Origin of the sequence: Kosakonia oryzendophytica (assembly GCF_900094925.1) — a bacterium.
Lineage (GTDB): Bacteria > Pseudomonadota > Gammaproteobacteria > Enterobacterales > Enterobacteriaceae > Kosakonia > Kosakonia oryzendophytica.
In genome coordinates, this window is record NZ_FMAY01000008.1 from 220,463 (window position 1) to 236,964 (window position 16,502).

General features: G+C 53.7%; 17 protein-coding genes. 8 read left to right on the forward strand and 9 right to left on the reverse strand.

Annotated elements, in window-relative coordinates:
- Window positions 1–115 precede the first annotated feature (115 nt).
- The 4 genes from GA0061071_RS15290 to idi all read left to right on the forward strand — a co-directional run bounded on the left by GA0061071_RS15290 (window position 116) and on the right by idi (window position 3,615).
- Window positions 116–1,609, forward strand: a complete 1,494-nt coding sequence (locus tag GA0061071_RS15290; RefSeq protein WP_088237753.1) for a UbiD family decarboxylase — start codon at window positions 116–118, stop codon at window positions 1,607–1,609.
- Window positions 1,610–1,619: 10 nt separating this feature from the next.
- On the forward strand, window positions 1,620–2,207 hold the full coding sequence (locus tag GA0061071_RS15295; RefSeq protein ID WP_088237752.1) for a UbiX family flavin prenyltransferase: 588 nt from the start codon (window positions 1,620–1,622) through the stop codon (window positions 2,205–2,207).
- 16 nt (window positions 2,208–2,223) lie between these two features.
- Entirely contained in the window at window positions 2,224–2,940 is a 717-nt protein-coding gene (locus GA0061071_RS15300; RefSeq protein ID WP_061493258.1) for a DUF554 domain-containing protein, read from the forward strand.
- 117 nt (window positions 2,941–3,057) lie between these two features.
- Window positions 3,058–3,615 carry an isopentenyl-diphosphate Delta-isomerase gene (idi, locus tag GA0061071_RS15305; RefSeq protein ID WP_088237751.1) on the forward strand — a complete coding sequence of 186 codons (558 nt, stop codon included), beginning with the start codon at window positions 3,058–3,060 and terminating at the stop codon, window positions 3,613–3,615.
- A gap of 48 nt (window positions 3,616–3,663) precedes the next feature.
- Here idi and lysS read toward each other — a convergent pair whose 3' ends face one another.
- The 5 genes from lysS to xerD form a co-directional block, all read right to left on the reverse strand.
- Entirely contained in the window at window positions 3,664–5,181 is a 1,518-nt protein-coding gene (lysS, locus tag GA0061071_RS15310; protein ID WP_088237750.1) for a lysine--tRNA ligase, read from the reverse strand.
- 9 nt (window positions 5,182–5,190) lie between these two features.
- A protein-coding gene (gene prfB, locus GA0061071_RS15315; protein WP_134318702.1) for a peptide chain release factor 2 occupies window positions 5,191–6,289 on the reverse strand; the annotation gives its coding sequence in 2 pieces (ribosomal slippage) (window positions 5,191–6,213 and window positions 6,215–6,289; 1,098 coding nt in all).
- 91 nt (window positions 6,290–6,380) lie between these two features.
- Window positions 6,381–8,114 (reverse strand): single-stranded-DNA-specific exonuclease RecJ, encoded by a 1,734-nt coding sequence (recJ, locus tag GA0061071_RS15320; RefSeq protein WP_088237749.1) that lies wholly within the window; start codon window positions 8,112–8,114, stop codon window positions 6,381–6,383.
- A gap of 5 nt (window positions 8,115–8,119) precedes the next feature.
- Entirely contained in the window at window positions 8,120–8,833 is a 714-nt protein-coding gene (dsbC, locus tag GA0061071_RS15325; protein ID WP_061493253.1) for a bifunctional protein-disulfide isomerase/oxidoreductase DsbC, read from the reverse strand.
- 23 nt (window positions 8,834–8,856) lie between these two features.
- A complete protein-coding gene (xerD, locus tag GA0061071_RS15330; RefSeq protein WP_088237748.1) occupies window positions 8,857–9,753 on the reverse strand; it encodes a site-specific tyrosine recombinase XerD in 897 nt (298 codons plus the stop codon).
- Between the two features lie 98 nt (window positions 9,754–9,851).
- Here xerD and fldB point away from each other — a divergent pair, with 98 nt between their 5' ends.
- Window positions 9,852–10,373: a flavodoxin FldB gene (gene fldB / locus GA0061071_RS15335; RefSeq protein WP_061493251.1), complete on the forward strand. Its 522-nt coding sequence runs from the start codon at window positions 9,852–9,854 to the stop codon at window positions 10,371–10,373.
- An 18-nt stretch (window positions 10,374–10,391) separates the two neighbouring features.
- On the opposite strand, the gene GA0061071_RS15340 is transcribed toward fldB, so the two are convergent.
- Both GA0061071_RS15340 and sdhE read right to left on the reverse strand, forming a co-directional pair.
- Window positions 10,392–10,808, reverse strand: a complete 417-nt coding sequence (locus tag GA0061071_RS15340; RefSeq protein WP_061493250.1) for a protein YgfX — start codon at window positions 10,806–10,808, stop codon at window positions 10,392–10,394.
- The gene (gene sdhE, locus GA0061071_RS15345) at window positions 10,789–11,055 is read right to left on the reverse strand and encodes an FAD assembly factor SdhE (protein WP_061493249.1); all 267 of its coding nucleotides are present in this window, start codon (window positions 11,053–11,055) and stop codon (window positions 10,789–10,791) included. The genes GA0061071_RS15340 and sdhE overlap by 20 nt, the downstream gene beginning before the upstream one ends.
- 248 nt (window positions 11,056–11,303) lie before the next feature.
- Here sdhE and ygfZ point away from each other — a divergent pair, with 248 nt between their 5' ends.
- On the forward strand, window positions 11,304–12,287 hold the full coding sequence (gene ygfZ, locus GA0061071_RS15355; protein ID WP_061493247.1) for a tRNA-modifying protein YgfZ: 984 nt from the start codon (window positions 11,304–11,306) through the stop codon (window positions 12,285–12,287).
- Between the two features lie 45 nt (window positions 12,288–12,332).
- Here ygfZ and trhA read toward each other — a convergent pair whose 3' ends face one another.
- Window positions 12,333–12,992: a PAQR family membrane homeostasis protein TrhA gene (trhA, locus tag GA0061071_RS15360; RefSeq protein ID WP_061493246.1), complete on the reverse strand. Its 660-nt coding sequence runs from the start codon at window positions 12,990–12,992 to the stop codon at window positions 12,333–12,335.
- Between the two features lie 238 nt (window positions 12,993–13,230).
- Between trhA and GA0061071_RS15365 the strand changes: the two genes are divergently transcribed.
- Window positions 13,231–13,959 carry a MurR/RpiR family transcriptional regulator gene (locus GA0061071_RS15365; RefSeq protein WP_061493245.1) on the forward strand — a complete coding sequence of 243 codons (729 nt, stop codon included), beginning with the start codon at window positions 13,231–13,233 and terminating at the stop codon, window positions 13,957–13,959.
- A gap of 116 nt (window positions 13,960–14,075) precedes the next feature.
- Window positions 14,076–15,509: a 6-phospho-beta-glucosidase gene (locus tag GA0061071_RS15370; RefSeq protein ID WP_088237747.1), complete on the forward strand. Its 1,434-nt coding sequence runs from the start codon at window positions 14,076–14,078 to the stop codon at window positions 15,507–15,509.
- Between the two features lie 239 nt (window positions 15,510–15,748).
- Here the strand turns inward: GA0061071_RS15370 and GA0061071_RS15375 are convergent, their stop codons facing one another.
- Complete coding sequence (locus GA0061071_RS15375; protein WP_088237746.1) at window positions 15,749–16,492, reverse strand: SDR family oxidoreductase; 744 nt, start codon at window positions 16,490–16,492, stop codon at window positions 15,749–15,751.
- Window positions 16,493–16,502 lie beyond the last annotated feature (10 nt).

Here is a 16,502-nt window from a genome sequence, read left to right on the forward strand (position 1 = left end):
ATAAAGAGTACTTTTTTGATCTGGTCTGAATCAGGAAAACGGTATTTGTTTAATCGGCAACATAAAAATAAGGTGAGCACAGCAAGTAAATCCCTATCAAAAAATGGAAAAGACCATGTCAACCAGAAAAAATAATAATGCCAGCGGCGTTTCCGATTTACGCTCTGCTCTTGAATTATTAAAAAAATTTCCCGGCGAATATGTCGAAACCGACACCGAAGTTGACCCGCACGCAGAACTCTCCGGCGTTTACCGCTACGTAGGCGCGGGCGGTACTTGCCAGCGTCCGACATGTAAGAACGGCCCGGTGATGGTGTTTAACAGAGTGAAAGGTTTTCAGGACATCAGTGTGGCAATTGGCCTGAATGGTTCACGCAAACGTGTCAGCCATTTCCTTAACTGCGAACCGGAAAAACTCGGCCATCTGCTAAAAGATTCCGTACAGAACCCGATCCCTCCGGTCGTCACCCAAGACCACTCCGTTTGCCAGCAAGTGGTGCACCTTGCCAGCGACGCGAATTTCGATCTGCGCAAGTTGTTGCCAGCACCGACCAACACCGAAGAAGATGCTGGTCCGTACATCACCATGGGTCTGTGTTACGCCTCCGATCCGGAAACCCATGAATCCGATATCACCATTCATCGTCTGTGTGTTCAGAGCCGCGATGAATTGTCGATGTGGCTCACACCGGGCCGCCATATTGACGCATTTCGCATGAAAGCCGAAGCGGCAGGTAAACCGCTGCCGATCTCCATCAGCATTGGCGTCGATCCGGCAATCGAAATTGCCGCCTGCTTTGAACCCCCTACCACACCGCTGGGCTACGACGAGCTGAGCGTTGCCGGTGCGCTGCGCGGTCACGCAGTCGAAATGGTGCAATGTAAAACCATCAACGAACGCGCGATTGCGCATGCGGAGATCGTTATCGAAGGCGAGCTACTGCCTAACGTGCGTCTGCGTGAAGATCAGAACACCGATACCGGTAAAGCGATGCCTGAATTCCCGGGTTATACCGGCGAAGCGAAAGAAGCGCTACCGGTCATCAAAGTGAAAGCAGTAACCCATCGCTACAACCCTATCTGGCGCACGACCGTGGGTCCGGGTGAAGAACATGTCAACATGGCGGGTATCCCGACCGAAGCCAGCATTCTGGATATGGTTGGCCGTGCAATGCCGGGCAAACTGCTTAACGTGTTTGCGCACTCAGCAGGCGGCGGCAAGCTGCTGGCGGTGATGCAATTCAAAAAATTCTCCCCTGCGGATGAAGGCCGTCAGCGTCAAGCCGCGCTGCTGGCATTCTCTGCGTTCCCGGAGCTGAAACACGTGATTCTGGTCGACGAAGACGTGGATATTTTCGACAGCGACGATGTGCTGTGGGCCATGCAGACGCGTTATCAGGGTGATGTGGATACCGTGACGATCCCAGGTGTGCGTTGCCATCCGCTTGATCCGTCGCAGATCCCGGCTTACAGCCCAAGCATTCTGCAGCAGGGGATGTCCTGCAAAACCATTTTTGACTGCACAGTGCCGTTCCATCTGAAAAGCCACTTTGAACGTTCGAAGTTCAAAGAGGTGGATGTGAAACGTTTCCTGCCAGATTTCGAGTAAGGGGAAAGGTGTGACCACACTGCAACGCATCATTGTCGGTATTAGCGGCGCTTCCGGTTTTCAGTATGGCGTGAAAGCACTTGAGCTTCTACGCGCGCAGGATCTTGAAGTCCATTTAGTTATCTCGAAAGGGGCGGAAAAAACCTGCGAGCTGGAGACGGATTACCAGCTTGACGACGTGAGGGCGATGGCGGATGTGGTCCACCCTATCGGCAATCTCGGCGCAGCTATCTCCAGCGGATCGTTTAAGACCATGGGCATGCTTGTCGCGCCCTGTTCCATGCGTTCGCTGGGTTCCATTGCAAACTGCCTGACGGATAACTTGCTAACCCGCGCCGCCGATGTGGTGCTGAAAGAGCGCCGTCGTTTGGTGCTGCTGGCGCGCGAAACGCCATTGAATCTCGGGCACATTCGCAATATGCAGGCCATTACAGAAATGGGCGGGATTATTTTCCCGCCGGTTCCGGCGCTCTATCAGCGCCCGCAAACCACAGATGAGATCATTACCCACAGCGTCAGTCGCGCACTGGATCTGTTTGGTATTGATGTAAAAAACCTCCCGCGCTGGGGTGAGGGACACCTCACCTATAACGCGTAATCTTTCAGGAAACATTATGTTAATCGGTCCTTATGTGAACGGCGCCGCAGTGATTGTCGGCGGTCTGCTGGGTTCAGTGGTTGGCACCCGCATCCCCGATCGGGTCAAAGTGGCATTGCCGCTGACGTTTGGTTTGTGCTCGGTTGGGCTTGGCATCAACCTGGTGATTAAAGTGAAATTTATGCCGGCAGTAGTGCTGGCAATGGTGCTGGGGGCGGTGATTGGCGAAGCCTTCTTCTTTGAAAAACAGATTGGCAGAGCGGCAGGCACTACCCGTGGCTTGATCAACCGGATTTTCCCGCCAGTACAGGGGTTAACCCACGATGAATTTACGGAAAAATTCGTCGCGATTCTGGTGCTGTTTTGCGCCAGCGGAACGGGGATTTTCGGCGCCATGCATGAAGGGATGACCGGCGATCCGTCCATTTTGTATATCAAAACAGTGCTGGATCTGTTCACCGCCGCCATTTTCGCCACCATGCTGGGCTTTTCGGTGATGACCATCGGTCTGCCACTGATTGCCGTACAGGTCGCGCTGGCAACGCTGGCGGTTTACATCGTGCATATAATAACGCCAGATATGATGGGCGATTTCTCCTGTGCTGGCGGCCTGATTATGGTGGCAACCGGGCTGCGCATTTGTAATATCAAACCCTTCCCGGTGGCGAATATGCTACCCGGTCTGGTACTGGTGATGCCCTTTTCCGCTCTCTGGGCAAAGCTGTTTGCCTGATAGTCAGGTATAATTGGGTTCGCACGGTGGCGCTGCGCTTATCGGATCTGTGGGATCGCCCTCCCGCGGTCTGCAGTAAGCGCAGCGCCATCCGGCGTTCTCAGTACTGGAGTCGTTATGGGTCTACAAGAACACGTCATTTTGGTTAATCACCAGGGAGAGGTGACTGGCACTCAGGAGAAATACGCCGCACATACTTCCCACACCCCATTACATCTGGCTTTTTCATGTTGGATTTTCAATCGGCAGGGCCAGCTTCTGATCACGCGCCGCTCACTGAGCAAAAAAGCCTGGCCCGGTGTCTGGACCAACTCAGTGTGTGGTCATCCGCAACTGGGTGAATCCGATGAAGAGGCGATACACCGCCGCTGCCGTTTCGAAATCGGCACCCGCGTCGACAACATTACGCCCATCCATCCTGGTTTTCGTTACCGTGAAACCGATCCATCCGGCATCGTCGAAAATGAAGTGTGCCCGGTTTATGCCGCGCGGATTGACGGTGAAGTCGTCCCCAACCCCGATGAAGTCATGGCGTATCAATGGGTTGACCTCGATGCCCTATTACAGGGGCTGGACGTAACGCCATGGGCCTTCAGTCCATGGATGGTCAGCGAAGCGTCGCCCGGTGAAGGACGGGATAATCTCCGCCGGTTTGCCGCCAGATTGCAGCAATAAAAAAGCCCCGACGCGATTAACGCCGGGGCTTTTATTATCGCTGAGCGATTATTTTACCGGACGCATTGCCGGGAACAGGATCACGTCACGGATGGTGTGGCTGTTGGTAAAGAGCATAACCATACGGTCGATACCAATCCCCAGACCCGCCGTCGGCGGTAAACCATGTTCCAGCGCAGTCACGTAATCTTCGTCATAGAACATCGCTTCGTCGTCGCCTGCATCTTTCGCCGCAACCTGATCAGCAAAACGCTGTGCCTGGTCTTCTGCGTCATTCAGCTCGCTAAAGCCGTTACCGATTTCACGTCCACCGATAAAGAATTCAAAACGGTCGGTGATTTCCGGGTTCACGTCGTTACGGCGTGCCAGCGGGGAAACTTCCGCCGGGTACTCGGTAATAAAGGTTGGCTGAATCAGGTGCGCTTCGGCCACTTCTTCAAAGATTTCGGTCACGATGCGGCCCAGGCCCCAGCTCTTCTCAACCTTGATACCAATGCTGTCAGCAATGGCTTTCGCGCTGTCGAAGTTATCCAGATCCGCCATATTGGTTTCCGGACGGTACTTTTTGATCGCTTCGCGCATGGTCAGTTTTTCGAACGGCTTGCCAAAATCGAAAATTTCGTCACCGTACGGCACTTCAGTCTTACCAAGGATGTTCTGCGCCAGGGTGCGGAACAGCGACTCGGTCAGCTCGATAAGATCTTTATAATCCGCGTACGCCATGTAGAGTTCCATCATGGTGAACTCAGGGTTATGGCGCACGGAGATACCTTCGTTACGGAAGTTACGGTTGATTTCGAACACGCGCTCAAAACCGCCGACTACCAGACGTTTGAGGTAAAGCTCTGGTGCGATGCGCAGGTACATGTCCAGATCCAGCGCATTATGATGCGTGATAAACGGACGTGCAGACGCACCGCCAGGGATCACCTGCATCATTGGGGTTTCCACTTCCATAAAGTCGCGGCCAACCATGAACTGACGAATTCCGGCCAGGATCTGCGAACGAACCTTGAAGGTGTTACGGGATTCATCGTTCGCAATCAGATCGAGGTAGCGCTGACGGTAACGCGCTTCCTGATCCTGCAAACCGTGGAATTTATCCGGCAGCGGGCGCAGCGCTTTGGTCAGCAGACGCAGCTCAGTGCAGTGAATAGAGAGTTCGCCAGTCTTGGTTTTGAACAGCTTGCCGCGGGCACCGAGGATGTCACCGAGGTCCCATTTTTTGAACTGCTCGTTATACACGCCTTCCGCCAGATCGTCGCGCGCAACGTAGAGCTGGATACGGCCCCCAACATCCTGCAGCGTCACGAAAGAGGCTTTACCCATAATACGACGGGTCATCATACGACCGGCAACCGCCACTTCAATGCCGAGTTCTTCCAGCTCTTCGTTCTCTTTGGCATCGAATTCAGCGTGCAGCTTGTCAGAGGTCTGGTCGCGACGGAAATCATTCGGGAACGGCACACCCTGCTCACGCAGCTGCGCCAGCTTCTCACGGCGATTTTTCAGTTCATTATTAAGTTCAACTGCCGCGTCAGCGCCCTGTGCTTGTTGTTCAGACATGTTGGTTCCTCATAACCCTGCTTTCAAACTTGCTTCAATGAATTGATCCAGGCTGCCGTCCAGCACCGCCTGCGTGTTACGGGTTTCAACCCCGGTGCGCAGATCTTTGATGCGGGAATCATCCAGGACATAAGAACGGATCTGGCTACCCCAACCGATGTCAGACTTGGTGTCTTCCATCGCTTGTTTCTCAGCATTTTTCTTCTGCATCTCCAGCTCATAAAGCTTCGCTTTCATCTGCTTCATGGCCTGGTCTTTGTTCTTATGCTGGGAACGGTCGTTCTGGCACTGTGTTACCAGCCCGGTCGGAATATGGGTAATACGTACGGCTGATTCAGTACGGTTAACGTGCTGACCGCCCGCGCCGGATGCGCGATATACATCGATACGCAGGTCCGCCGGGTTGATTTCGATATCGATATCGTCTTCCACTTCCGGGTAGACAAACGCGGAGCTGAACGAGGTATGACGACGACCGCCTGAGTCAAACGGGCTTTTACGCACCAGACGATGAACGCCGGTTTCCGTGCGCAGCCAGCCGTAAGCGTAATCGCCGATAATCTTGATCGTGACAGATTTAATCCCCGCTACTTCACCTTCAGACTCTTCAATAATTTCGGTCTTGAAGCCACGCGCTTCAGCCCAGCGCAGATACATACGCATCAGCATGCTGGCCCAGTCCTGCGCTTCGGTGCCACCGGAACCCGCCTGAATATCAAGGTAACAATCGGCGCTGTCATACTCGCCGGAGAACATGCGGCGGAACTCCAACTGCGCCAGTTTCTCTTCCAGCCCATCCAGTTCGGCGACAGCTTCGTTGAAGGTCTCTTCATCGTCAGCTTCAACGGCGAGATCCAGCAGCCCGGCAACATCTTCCAGCCCCTGAGTCATCTGATCGAGCGTATCAACAATGGCTTCGAGTGAAGAACGCTCTTTGCCCAGCGCCTGTGCGCGCTCAGGCTCATTCCATACGTCCGGCTGTTCCAGCTCGGCGTTTACTTCTTCCAGACGCTCTTTCTTGGCGTCATAGTCAAAGATACCCCCTAAGAACGTCGGAGCGCTCCGTGAGGTCCTGAATACGATTTTTTACCGGGTTAATTTCAAACATGGTCTGATTTCTTTTAATGGACTTGTCAAAATGCGGTGATAAGGGCGGGAGTTTACCGGATCCACGCCCTTTTTTGTAGCGAATACTGGCGCTAAATTGGCCAGAGGTTTTCGATAATCAGCTGTACGCTACGGTTGCCGCGAAACTCGTTAACATCGAGTTTATAAGCAATATTCACCTGCCGCACCCCATTGTCTGGCCAGCAGGTGGTATCCACGTTAAACGCGATACCGTCGAGTAGCGGGCCGCCGCCAACGGGCTCCAGCATCACCTTAAGATGGCGTTCCCCCACCAGACGCTGCTGCAACAGGCGAAACTCACCGTCGAACAGCGGTTCCGGGAACATCTGCCCCCACGGCCCGGCTTCACGCAGCATCTCGGCGATCTCCAGCGTCATCTCCTGCGCCGTTAATGGCCCATCAGAAATGATTTCGCCCTGCAATAACGCCGGATCCAGCCACTCAGTGACCAGATCGCCAAAACGTTGCCGGAACTCGTCAAAGCGCCCTTCCTCCAGGGTTAAACCCGCCGCCATCGCATGGCCGCCGAATTTCAGCATCATCCCGGGGAATAACATATCCAGCCGCTCCAGCGCGTCGCGCATGTGCAAGCCCTGAATGGAACGCCCCGACCCTTTCAACACACCATCGCCCGCAGGGGCAAAGGCGATAACCGGGCGGTGAAAACGTTCTTTGATGCGCGACGCAAGAATACCCACAACGCCCTGATGCCACTCAGGATGGTACATCGCCAGGCCACCAGGAAGGGTATCAAGACTGCGTTCGAGTTGTTCGCACAGGGTGAGCGCTTCAGCCTGCATACCCTGTTCAATCTCTTTGCGCGTCTGGTTCAGCGCATCCAAATCGTTGGCAAGCTGGCGCGCCTCACCAAGGTTATCGCACAGCAGCAGTGCCACGCCGACAGACATATCGTCCAGCCGACCGGCCGCATTCAGGCGCGGTCCCAGCGCAAAACCGAGATCGCTGGCCGCCAGTTTTTGCGCATCGCGATTCGCCACTTCCAGCAGCGCTTTGATTCCGGGACGGCAGCGCCCGGCACGAATGCGGCTCAGACCTTGCCAGGTCAGGATGCGGTTATTGGCATCCAGCGGCACCACGTCCGCCACTGTACCTAATGCCACCAAGTCAAGCAGTTCTGCAAGATTTGGCATCGCCAGGCCGCGCGCATCGAACCAACCGTTATCACGCAGGAAACTACGCAACGCCAGCATCAAATAAAACGCCACACCCACACCTGCCAGCGATTTCGACGGGAAATCACAGTCACGCAAGTTAGGGTTCACAATGGCTTCTGCCTCGGGCAAGGTTTCCCCCGGCAAATGGTGATCGGTCACAATCACCGGAATGCCCAGCGCATGCGCCCGTTCAACGCCAGCGTGGGACGAAATGCCGTTATCGACGGTCAAAATAAGCTGCGCGCCGCGTGCATGTGCCTGATCGACGACTTCCGGGCTAAGGCCATAACCATCGTCAAAGCGGTTTGGCACGAGGTAGCTGACGTTTTCGCACCCTAGTGAACGCAGCGCCAACACGCTCAGGGCGGTGCTGGTTGCGCCATCAGCGTCAAAATCGCCGACGACAATAATCCGCAGCCCTTCGCGCAATGCGTTGTACAAATGCGTTACTGCATCGTCGATGCCATTTAACTGATGCCACGGCAGCATGCCTTTGACGCTACGCTCCAGTTCGCTGTCATGCCGCACGCCGCGGCTGGCATATAACCGGCGCAGCAGAGGCGGAAGTGAATCCGCCAGTTCCACCGCGTCATCAATTACGCGGCGGCGAAGTTGTATCTGAGCTTTCACGCGAATTATTTACCGCCAGTGGCTTTTTGATGTTGGTCGAGAAACGCTTTCATCTCGGCAGGTGCCTGATACCCCGGCACAACATAGCCATCATTCAGCACTACCGCTGGCGTACCATTCACGCCAAACTGCACGCCCAGCGCGTAGTGATTGGCGATATCCATATCACAACTGGCCGGTTTAACGCCTTTGCCGCTCATGGCATCATCAAAGGCTTTGTTACGATCTTTGGCGCACCAGATCGCTTTCATGTCCTTCTCGGCTTCACTTCCGATCCCCTGGCGCGGAAACGCGAGGTAGCGAACGGTAATGCCTAAAGCGTTGTAGTCAGCCATTTCGCTGTGCAGCTTCTGGCAATAACCGCAGGTGATGTCGGTAAAGACGGTAATTACGTGTTTTTCCTGCGGCGCTTTGTAGACAATCATCTCTTTTGCCAGCGCATTGAGGTGGGGCATCAGCATTTGTGAGGTGACATTCACGGGTTGCGCGCCACTGACGTCGTACATCGGCCCCTGGATAATATGTTTGCCATCTTCGGTAACATACAACACACCGCTACTGGTCAACACGGCTTTCATTCCGGCAACTGGCGCGGGCAGGATTTCAGAGCTCTGTACACCCAGTTTCGCCAGCGACTGTTTGATCGCCGCATCATCCGCATGCGCAACACCAGAAAACGCCGCTGCTAGCAAGGTGAACATGATTAAACCGTTTTTCATAACACATCCTTAGATTGTCAGTATCACGCCCGCGGGTGATGCTGTTGATGAAGCTTACGCAGCCGCTCTGTAGCCACATGCGTATAAATTTGTGTTGTCGACAGATCCTGATGCCCCAGTAACATTTGCACTACACGCAAATCCGCGCCGTGGTTGAGCAGATGCGTGGCAAACGCATGGCGCAACACGTGCGGCGACAGCTTCTCGCTATCAATGCCCGCCAATTGAGCATAGTGCTTGATACGATGCCAGAATGTCTGTCGCGTCATCTGTTGCGCGCGCTGGCTCGGAAACAATACATCTATTGATACGCCGTTAAGCAGCCAGGGACGACCATATTCAAGGTAATTTTCCACCCAGTAAACCGCTTCTTCGCCTAACGGCACCAGACGTTCTTTATTGCCTTTACCGATTACCCGCAACACCCCCTGCCTCAGGCTGATGTCGCTCATCGTTAATCCCACCAGTTCAGAAACACGAAGGCCGGTGGCATAGAGCACTTCAAGCATCGCTTTATCGCGTAACTCCAGCGGTTGGTCAACCACCGGTGATTGCAATAATCGTTCGACCTGCGCTTCGCTTAAATCTTTGGGCAAGCGCTGAGGCAGTTTTGGCGAGGCCAGTAACGCACTGGGGTCGTCGCTGCGAATTTTTTCACGATACAGGTACTGAAAAAAACGCCGCACAGCGCTCAACAAACGTGCCGAACTGGTCGCTTTGTACCCTCCGTCGACGCGCTCCGCCAATATCGCCTGTAAATCCTCGCTTTGCGCCTGTTCGAGGCTGCTTTCCCGATGGTGTAGCCACTCCACGACGCTCTTCAGGTCGCGACGATAAGCGCTGAGGGTATTTTCCGCCAGGTTGTTCTCAAGCCAGAGAGCATCCAGAAACTGCTCAATGCGTGCCAGATCCTGTTCCATCTGCGCCTCCTTCTCTCAATCGCTGCATTATGCCTGATTGCCGTACGATTCTGGTACACTGCTCGCAAAGAGACATTAAGCATTGAGAAGTTTACGTTATGAATATTGGTCTGTTTTACGGTTCCAGCACCTGCTACACCGAAATGGCGGCGGAAAAAATTCGCGATGTTATCGGGCCGGAACTGGTGACGTTGCACAACCTGAAAGACGACGCCCCTGCGCTGATGGAGCAGTATGATGCGTTGATCCTCGGCATTCCCACCTGGGATTTCGGCGAATTGCAGGAAGACTGGGAAGCCATCTGGGAGCAGCTTGACGACCTGCATCTCGATGGAAAAATCATCGCGTTGTACGGGATGGGCGACCAGCTCGGCTATGGCGAATGGTTTCTCGACGCACTTGGCATGCTGCATGACAAACTGGCACCCAAAGGCGTGACATTTATCGGCTACTGGCCAACTGAGGGCTACGAGTTTACCAGCAAGAAACCGGTCATCGCCGATGGCCAACTTTTCGTTGGCCTGGCGCTTGATGAAACCAACCAGTACGATCTGAGCGAAACGCGCATTCAGGCCTGGTGCGAGCAGATCCTGCTGGAAATGGCGGAACGGCTAGCCTGATTACACACCGTCTCGCGCTTAATGCAGCCCCTGCGCCGACTTTTGAGAGAGCATCCGGCGCAGATCGCGCCACTCCTGTGCATCCATGCTGTCCGCCGCCAGCCACAAATGTTGGCGTCGTCCGTCTTCTTCACGGCGTAACCGCAGCATCATACCGCTGCGTAACATCCACGGCGCACCGACAATATTCCACTCAACGCCCTGCCAGCGTAGACGTGACTCCATCAGCAGTTTGATCTCACCATGGCAGGCATTGATGCGACGCTGGCTGCGTACGCTGTCAAAAACCACCAGCGATAGCAATAACAGCCACAATGGCGTATAGCTCAATGGCCATGGCATCAGCAATATCAGCGCCGCCACCAGACCATGGAGCAGTAAAGAGAGCCATTGCGCGCGCCATGAGACGCGTAAATCAGATTGCCACAGGACCACGTTCCCGATTCCGTGTTTGAATTAACTGCACCATTCTCTGCAACCCCGCATCCTGAGGTTTGCCATGATTCATCAGCCAGTTAAATAAGTCCGGGTCATCACTTTCCAGCAGGCGCACAAACAGATGCTTGTCGTCATCGCTCAGCGTGTCGTACTCATGTTCAAAAAAAGGCATGATGGAGATATCGAGTTCGCGCATTCCACGGCGGCACGCCCAGTGGATACGGGCTTTGTTATTAATATCCATGTTCTTCTCCCTGCGTAGGCATAATGGGGCCTATTGTAACGTGTTTTTGTGCTTTCTTTTGCGGATTATTTATCCTTACGAGGACGCTCAGGGAATAAATCGCATGGTCTGCAAAAATTTCATTCCCCTGCGCAGTCGCTCGCAAGGCTTTCACAATGGCACAAAACGCGTGCTTTATCGCTTGCATTGAACAATGGCTCTTTTACCATTAAGCACCAACACAGCGTTAAGCTAATCAGGACATTATTATGGCTTTTACACCATTTCCTCCGCGCCAGCCGACCGCATCCGCACGTCTGCCGCTGACGCTTATGACGCTCGATGACTGGGCACTGGCGACCATCACCGGCGCCGACAGCGAAAAATACCTGCAAGGCCAGGTAACCGCCGATGTCGCGAAAATGCCCCCTGAACAGCATCTGCTGGCGGCGCATTGCGATTCTAAAGGTAAAATGTGGAGCAATATGCGGTTGTTCCACTACCAGGATGGATTTGCCTGGATTTTACGCCGCAGCGTGCGTGAATCGCAGTTGACCGAGCTGAAAAAATACGCTGTCTTTTCAAAAGTCACGATAGCCCCCGATGACGAACATGTGCTACTGGGCGTGGCCGGTTTCCAGGCGCGCGCCGCGCTGACGGATCTGTTTACGACGCTGCCGGATGCGGAAAAACAGGTTGTTCAGGATGGTGCGACCACCCTCCTGTGGTTTGCCCACCCCGCTGAGCGCTTTCTACTGGTGACCGATGTCGCAACCGCCGAACGGGTTACAGAGAAACTGCGCGGCGAAGCACAGTTGAATAACAGCCAACAATGGCTGTCACTGAACATCGAAGCCGGTTTGCCGGTTATTGATACACCGAACAGCGCACAGTTTATCCCGCAGGCGACCAACCTGCAGGCGCTCGGCGGCATCAGCTTTAAAAAAGGTTGCTATACCGGGCAGGAAATGGTGGCTCGTGCGAAATTCCGCGGCGCAAACAAACGCGCGCTGTGGTATCTGGCAGGCAAGGCCAGCCGTGCTCCGGAAGCCGGTGAAGACCTCGAAATGCAGATGGGGGAAAACTGGCGTCGTACTGGTACCGTACTGGCCTCTGTCCAGCTTGATGATGGACGCCTGTTAGTGCAAGTCGTGATGAATAACGATATGGAGCCTGGCAGCGTATTTCGCGTTCGCGACGATGCAAATACCTTAAGCATCGAGCCGCTGCCCTACTCACTATCAGAAGAATAGTTTGATGAAGCCGGGGCTGGCGCAAGCGCCCCCCGGCAAGAAAGGCTAAACCTGTCCGACGTACAGATAGATCGCCAGGAAGTGGCAGACACTGCCACCGAGCACAAAACCGTGCCAGATAGCATGGTTATAAGGAATCCGCTTGCAGACGTAAAATATCACGCCAAGCGAGTATACCAGTCCCCCCACCGCCAGCAGTGTTACGCCGCCAAGCGACAAGCGGGTGGCCAGTTGGTAAATCACAATCAGTGACAGCCAGCCCATCGTCAGATACGTCACCAGCGACAATACCTTAAACCGGTGTGCAATGGTGAGTTTGAACAGGATACCCAACAACGCGAGGCTCCAGATGACAATCATCAGCCCGCGCGCCAACGGCGAATCCAGACCGACCAGCAGAAATGGCGTATAGGTACCGGCAATCAACAAGTAGATCGCACAGTGGTCAAATTTCTTCAGCCATATCTTTGCCCGCTGATGCGGGATCGCATGGTAAAGCGTAGAAGCGAGAAACAGCAAAATCATGCTGCCGCCATAAAGACTGTAACTGGTGATAGCCATCATACTGGCGTTACTGTCCACTGCCTGCACCAGCAGCAGCACCAGACCGACAATACCAAACACCAGCCCGATACCGTGGCTGATGCTGTTGGCAATTTCCTCTGCCAGTGTGTATCCCTGTGCGATTAATGGTTTCTGCGCCATAGCTAACTCCGGGAAGAACTCTTAAAACGTTGCGATCATAGAGTAACTGAGAATGATTCCAGTGCACACCTGTACGCTAAAATAAATATCGTATCTGAATATTTGCCGGCCAAAGGGTGACACGCCGCGCAAAAGTCGGGGCAACACCAGCAGAGTTATGGCAGCATGTGCGCACGCCCAGACCAACCGTGCATAAGATGGGTGACGTTAACAAAAAGTAAAGGATACCGCCGTGACGATGTTTACTCACTCGGCCATCGCCAGCCTCAATAATCTGGAGATGATGGTCTATAACTTTGTCGTCAAGAATCGTGACAAAGTGATGTATATGACAATTCGCGAACTGGCCGACGCGGCGGACGTATCGACAACGACGGTGTTGCGCTTTTGCCGCAAACTCAACTGTGAAGGATATTCTGAGTTCCGGGTGCGTTTTAAATTATATCTGGAACAAAATGAACCCCAGCAACCTAATTTTGGCGCCAGCGAAATTATCAGCTTTTTTAAAGGGGTAAATAACGAAGAGTTTGATAAATTACTCGATAGTGCTGTCGATGTCATATTATCCTCTGAGCGCATTATATTTGTCGGCGCGGGAACATCAGGCGCATTAGCAAAATATGGCGCACGGTTCTTTTCTAATGTCGGGAAATTCAGTAACCATATCGATGACCCTTATTTCCCGGTAACGAATGATATGGCGAAAAACGCGCTGGCAATTGTACTCTCCGTCTCCGGTGAGACAGAAGAGATCCTCCGTTTTGCCAGCCAGTTCAGTCTGCATCACTGTAAAGTGCTCTCTGTCACCAGCCACGAGCATTCACGACTGGCGAAACTGGCGGACTTTAATATCTCCTGGCATATTCCACAGACCCGCATTACCGGCGGCTACGATATTACGACGCAAATCCCGGTCATTTATATTCTGGAGACGCTGGGAAGAAAACTGGCGAAAAGAATAGCATAAAAAAACAGGTTGTTTTTTTGATGTAACAAATTACTGGCCAGGTAATTTGTTATATCGTGACATTTAATCCCCCTTTGTTAGACTCGTTACCAGCAAATATGACGAGAAAAGCAAAGATGAAAAAATTAACCTTACCGAAAGACTTTTTATGGGGCGGCGCCGTCGCTGCACACCAGGTTGAAGGCGGCTGGAATAAGGGCGGTAAAGGCCCCAGCATCTGCGACGTGCTGACCGGCGGTGCACACGGCGTACCACGCGAAATCACCCAGCACGTTGAGCCGGGTAAATATTACCCCAACCATGAAGCCATCGACTTTCACGGCCATTACAAAGAAGACATCAAGTTGTTTGCGGAAATGGGCTTCAAATGTTTCCGCACCTCCATCGCCTGGACGCGTATTTTCCCGAAAGGCGACGAACAGCAACCGAATGAGGAAGGGTTAGCGTTCTACGATGACATGTTCGATGAACTGCTGAAATATAACATCGAACCGGTAATTACCTTGTCGCACTTCGAAATGCCGCTGCATCTGGTGCAGGAATACGGCGGCTGGACGAACCGTAACGTGGTCGACTTCTTCGTACGCTTTGCGGAAGTGGTCTTTGAGCGCTACAAAAGCAAGGTCAAATACTGGATGACCTTCAACGAAATCAACAACCAGCGCAACTGGCGCGCGCCACTGTTCGGTTACTGCTGCTCTGGCGTGGTCTACACCGATCATGAAAACCCCGAAGAAACCATGTATCAGGTACTGCACCACCAGTTCGTGGCCAGCGCCATGGCAGTTAAGATTGGTCATCGCATTAACCCCGCCATGAAAATTGGCTGCATGCTGGCAATGGTGCCGCTGTATCCATTCTCCTGTAAGCCTGAAGATGTGATGTATGCGCAGGAATCAATGCGTGAACGCTATGTCTTTACCGACGTTCAATTACGAGGTTACTACCCGTCGTATGTGCTGAATGAATGGGAACGTCGCGGTTTCACGATCAAAATGGAAGCAGGTGATGAAGCCATCCTGCGTGAAGGCTGCTGCGATTACCTTGGTTTTAGCTACTACATGACCAACGCCGTAAAAGCGGAAGGCGGTTCCGGTGATGCACTGTCTGGTTTCCAGGGCAGTGTTCCCAACCCACATGTGAAAGCATCTGACTGGGGTTGGCAGATTGATCCGGTAGGGTTGCGTTATGCGCTGTGCGAACTTTACGAGCGCTACCAGAAGCCGCTGTTTATCGTCGAAAACGGTTTTGGTGCGTACGATAAAGTCGAAGACGACGGCAGTATTAACGACGATTACCGTATCGACTATCTGCGCGCACACGTCAAAGAGATGGTGGAAGCGGTAACTTACGACGGTGTCGACCTGATGGGTTATACCCCGTGGGGATGCATCGACTGTGTGTCGTTCACAACGGGTCAGTACAGCAAACGTTACGGCTTCATTTACGTGAACAAGCATGATGATGGCACGGGCGATATGTCACGCTCGCGGAAGAAGAGTTTTAACTGGTACAAAGCGGTGATTGCCAGCAACGGCGAAAACCTCTGAGTCAGTTTTCCCCTCACCCTGGCCCTCTCCCCTCAGGGGAGAGGGAATGTACCGGTGACAGAGGATATTTCCTTACCCGGTCTCATACCCTGGCGAAGAGAGGGAACAGGTCTGCGGAAGATGACCGTGCTTTTCCCCTCATCCTCCCCTCTCCCCACAGGGGAGAGGGAATGTATCGGTGATGGATGACCGTCGTTTTCCCCCTCTCCCTTCCAGGGAGAGGGCCGGGGTGAGGGTCTTTACCGCCCCCCAGCCAAATCTAAAAAGCTCCCCGTCACATACGACGCTTTATCACTAAGTAACCAGGCAATCCCCTGCGCAACCTCCTCGGGTTGCCCGCCACGTTGCATCGGTATCACACTGCTCACGCGATCAACACGCCCCGGCTCACCGCCGCTGGCATGCATGTCGGTATAGATAAAACCTGGGCGAACACAGTTGACCCGGATCCCGCAGGCCGCTACCTCCAACGCTAACCCGATCGTCAGCGTATCAACCGCGCCTTTCGAGGCAGCATAATCAACATATTCGCCAGGGGAACCGGTTCGCGCCGCAGCGGATGAAACATTCACAATCGCGCCCCCCTGCCCACCATACTGCCAAGACATGCGTTTTACAGCTTCGCGGCAACACAGAAAATAACCGGTCACGTTGGTGCTTAGCACCTGGTTGATACGTTCAGCGGTCAGGTGCTCCAGCCGGCTTTGCCGAAACAAGATCCCGGCATTATTTACCAGCGCCACCAGCGGTTCCGCTTCATGGTCGATACGGGTAAACAGAGCGTCTACCTGCGCTTCATCGCTGACATCCGCCTGCACCGCAAAAGCGTTACCGCCCTGTGCGATGATGTGTGCCACCACCTCATCAGCCGCCTGGGCATTATGCTGATAATTCACCGCCACGTTGTACCCTTCCTGCGCCAGCAGCAGTGCAGTCGCCCGTCCAATACCCCGGCTGGCACCGGTGACTAACGCTATCGCCATTATCCTCTCC

Bases quoted from the DNA above. Each gene is read 5' to 3' on its own strand.
- GA0061071_RS15365 (WP_061493245.1), top strand. From the start codon at position 13,231: ATGTTTACTCACTCGGCCATCGCCAGCCTCAATAATCTGGAGATGATG.
- trhA (WP_061493246.1), bottom strand. From the start codon at position 12,992: ATGGCGCAGAAACCATTAATCGCACAGGGATACACACTGGCAGAGGAA.
- lysS (WP_088237750.1), bottom strand. From the start codon at position 5,181: ATGTCTGAACAACAAGCACAGGGCGCTGACGCGGCAGTTGAACTTAAT.
- ygfZ (WP_061493247.1), top strand. From the start codon at position 11,304: ATGGCTTTTACACCATTTCCTCCGCGCCAGCCGACCGCATCCGCACGT.
- GA0061071_RS15370 (WP_088237747.1), top strand. From the start codon at position 14,076: ATGAAAAAATTAACCTTACCGAAAGACTTTTTATGGGGCGGCGCCGTC.
- GA0061071_RS15375 (WP_088237746.1), bottom strand. From the start codon at position 16,492: ATGGCGATAGCGTTAGTCACCGGTGCCAGCCGGGGTATTGGACGGGCG.
- GA0061071_RS15300 (WP_061493258.1), top strand. From the start codon at position 2,224: ATGTTAATCGGTCCTTATGTGAACGGCGCCGCAGTGATTGTCGGCGGT.
- GA0061071_RS15290 (WP_088237753.1), top strand. From the start codon at position 116: ATGTCAACCAGAAAAAATAATAATGCCAGCGGCGTTTCCGATTTACGC.
- sdhE (WP_061493249.1), bottom strand. From the start codon at position 11,055: ATGGATATTAATAACAAAGCCCGTATCCACTGGGCGTGCCGCCGTGGA.
- fldB (WP_061493251.1), top strand. From the start codon at position 9,852: ATGAATATTGGTCTGTTTTACGGTTCCAGCACCTGCTACACCGAAATG.
- xerD (WP_088237748.1), bottom strand. From the start codon at position 9,753: ATGGAACAGGATCTGGCACGCATTGAGCAGTTTCTGGATGCTCTCTGG.
- dsbC (WP_061493253.1), bottom strand. From the start codon at position 8,833: ATGAAAAACGGTTTAATCATGTTCACCTTGCTAGCAGCGGCGTTTTCT.
- idi (WP_088237751.1), top strand. From the start codon at position 3,058: ATGGGTCTACAAGAACACGTCATTTTGGTTAATCACCAGGGAGAGGTG.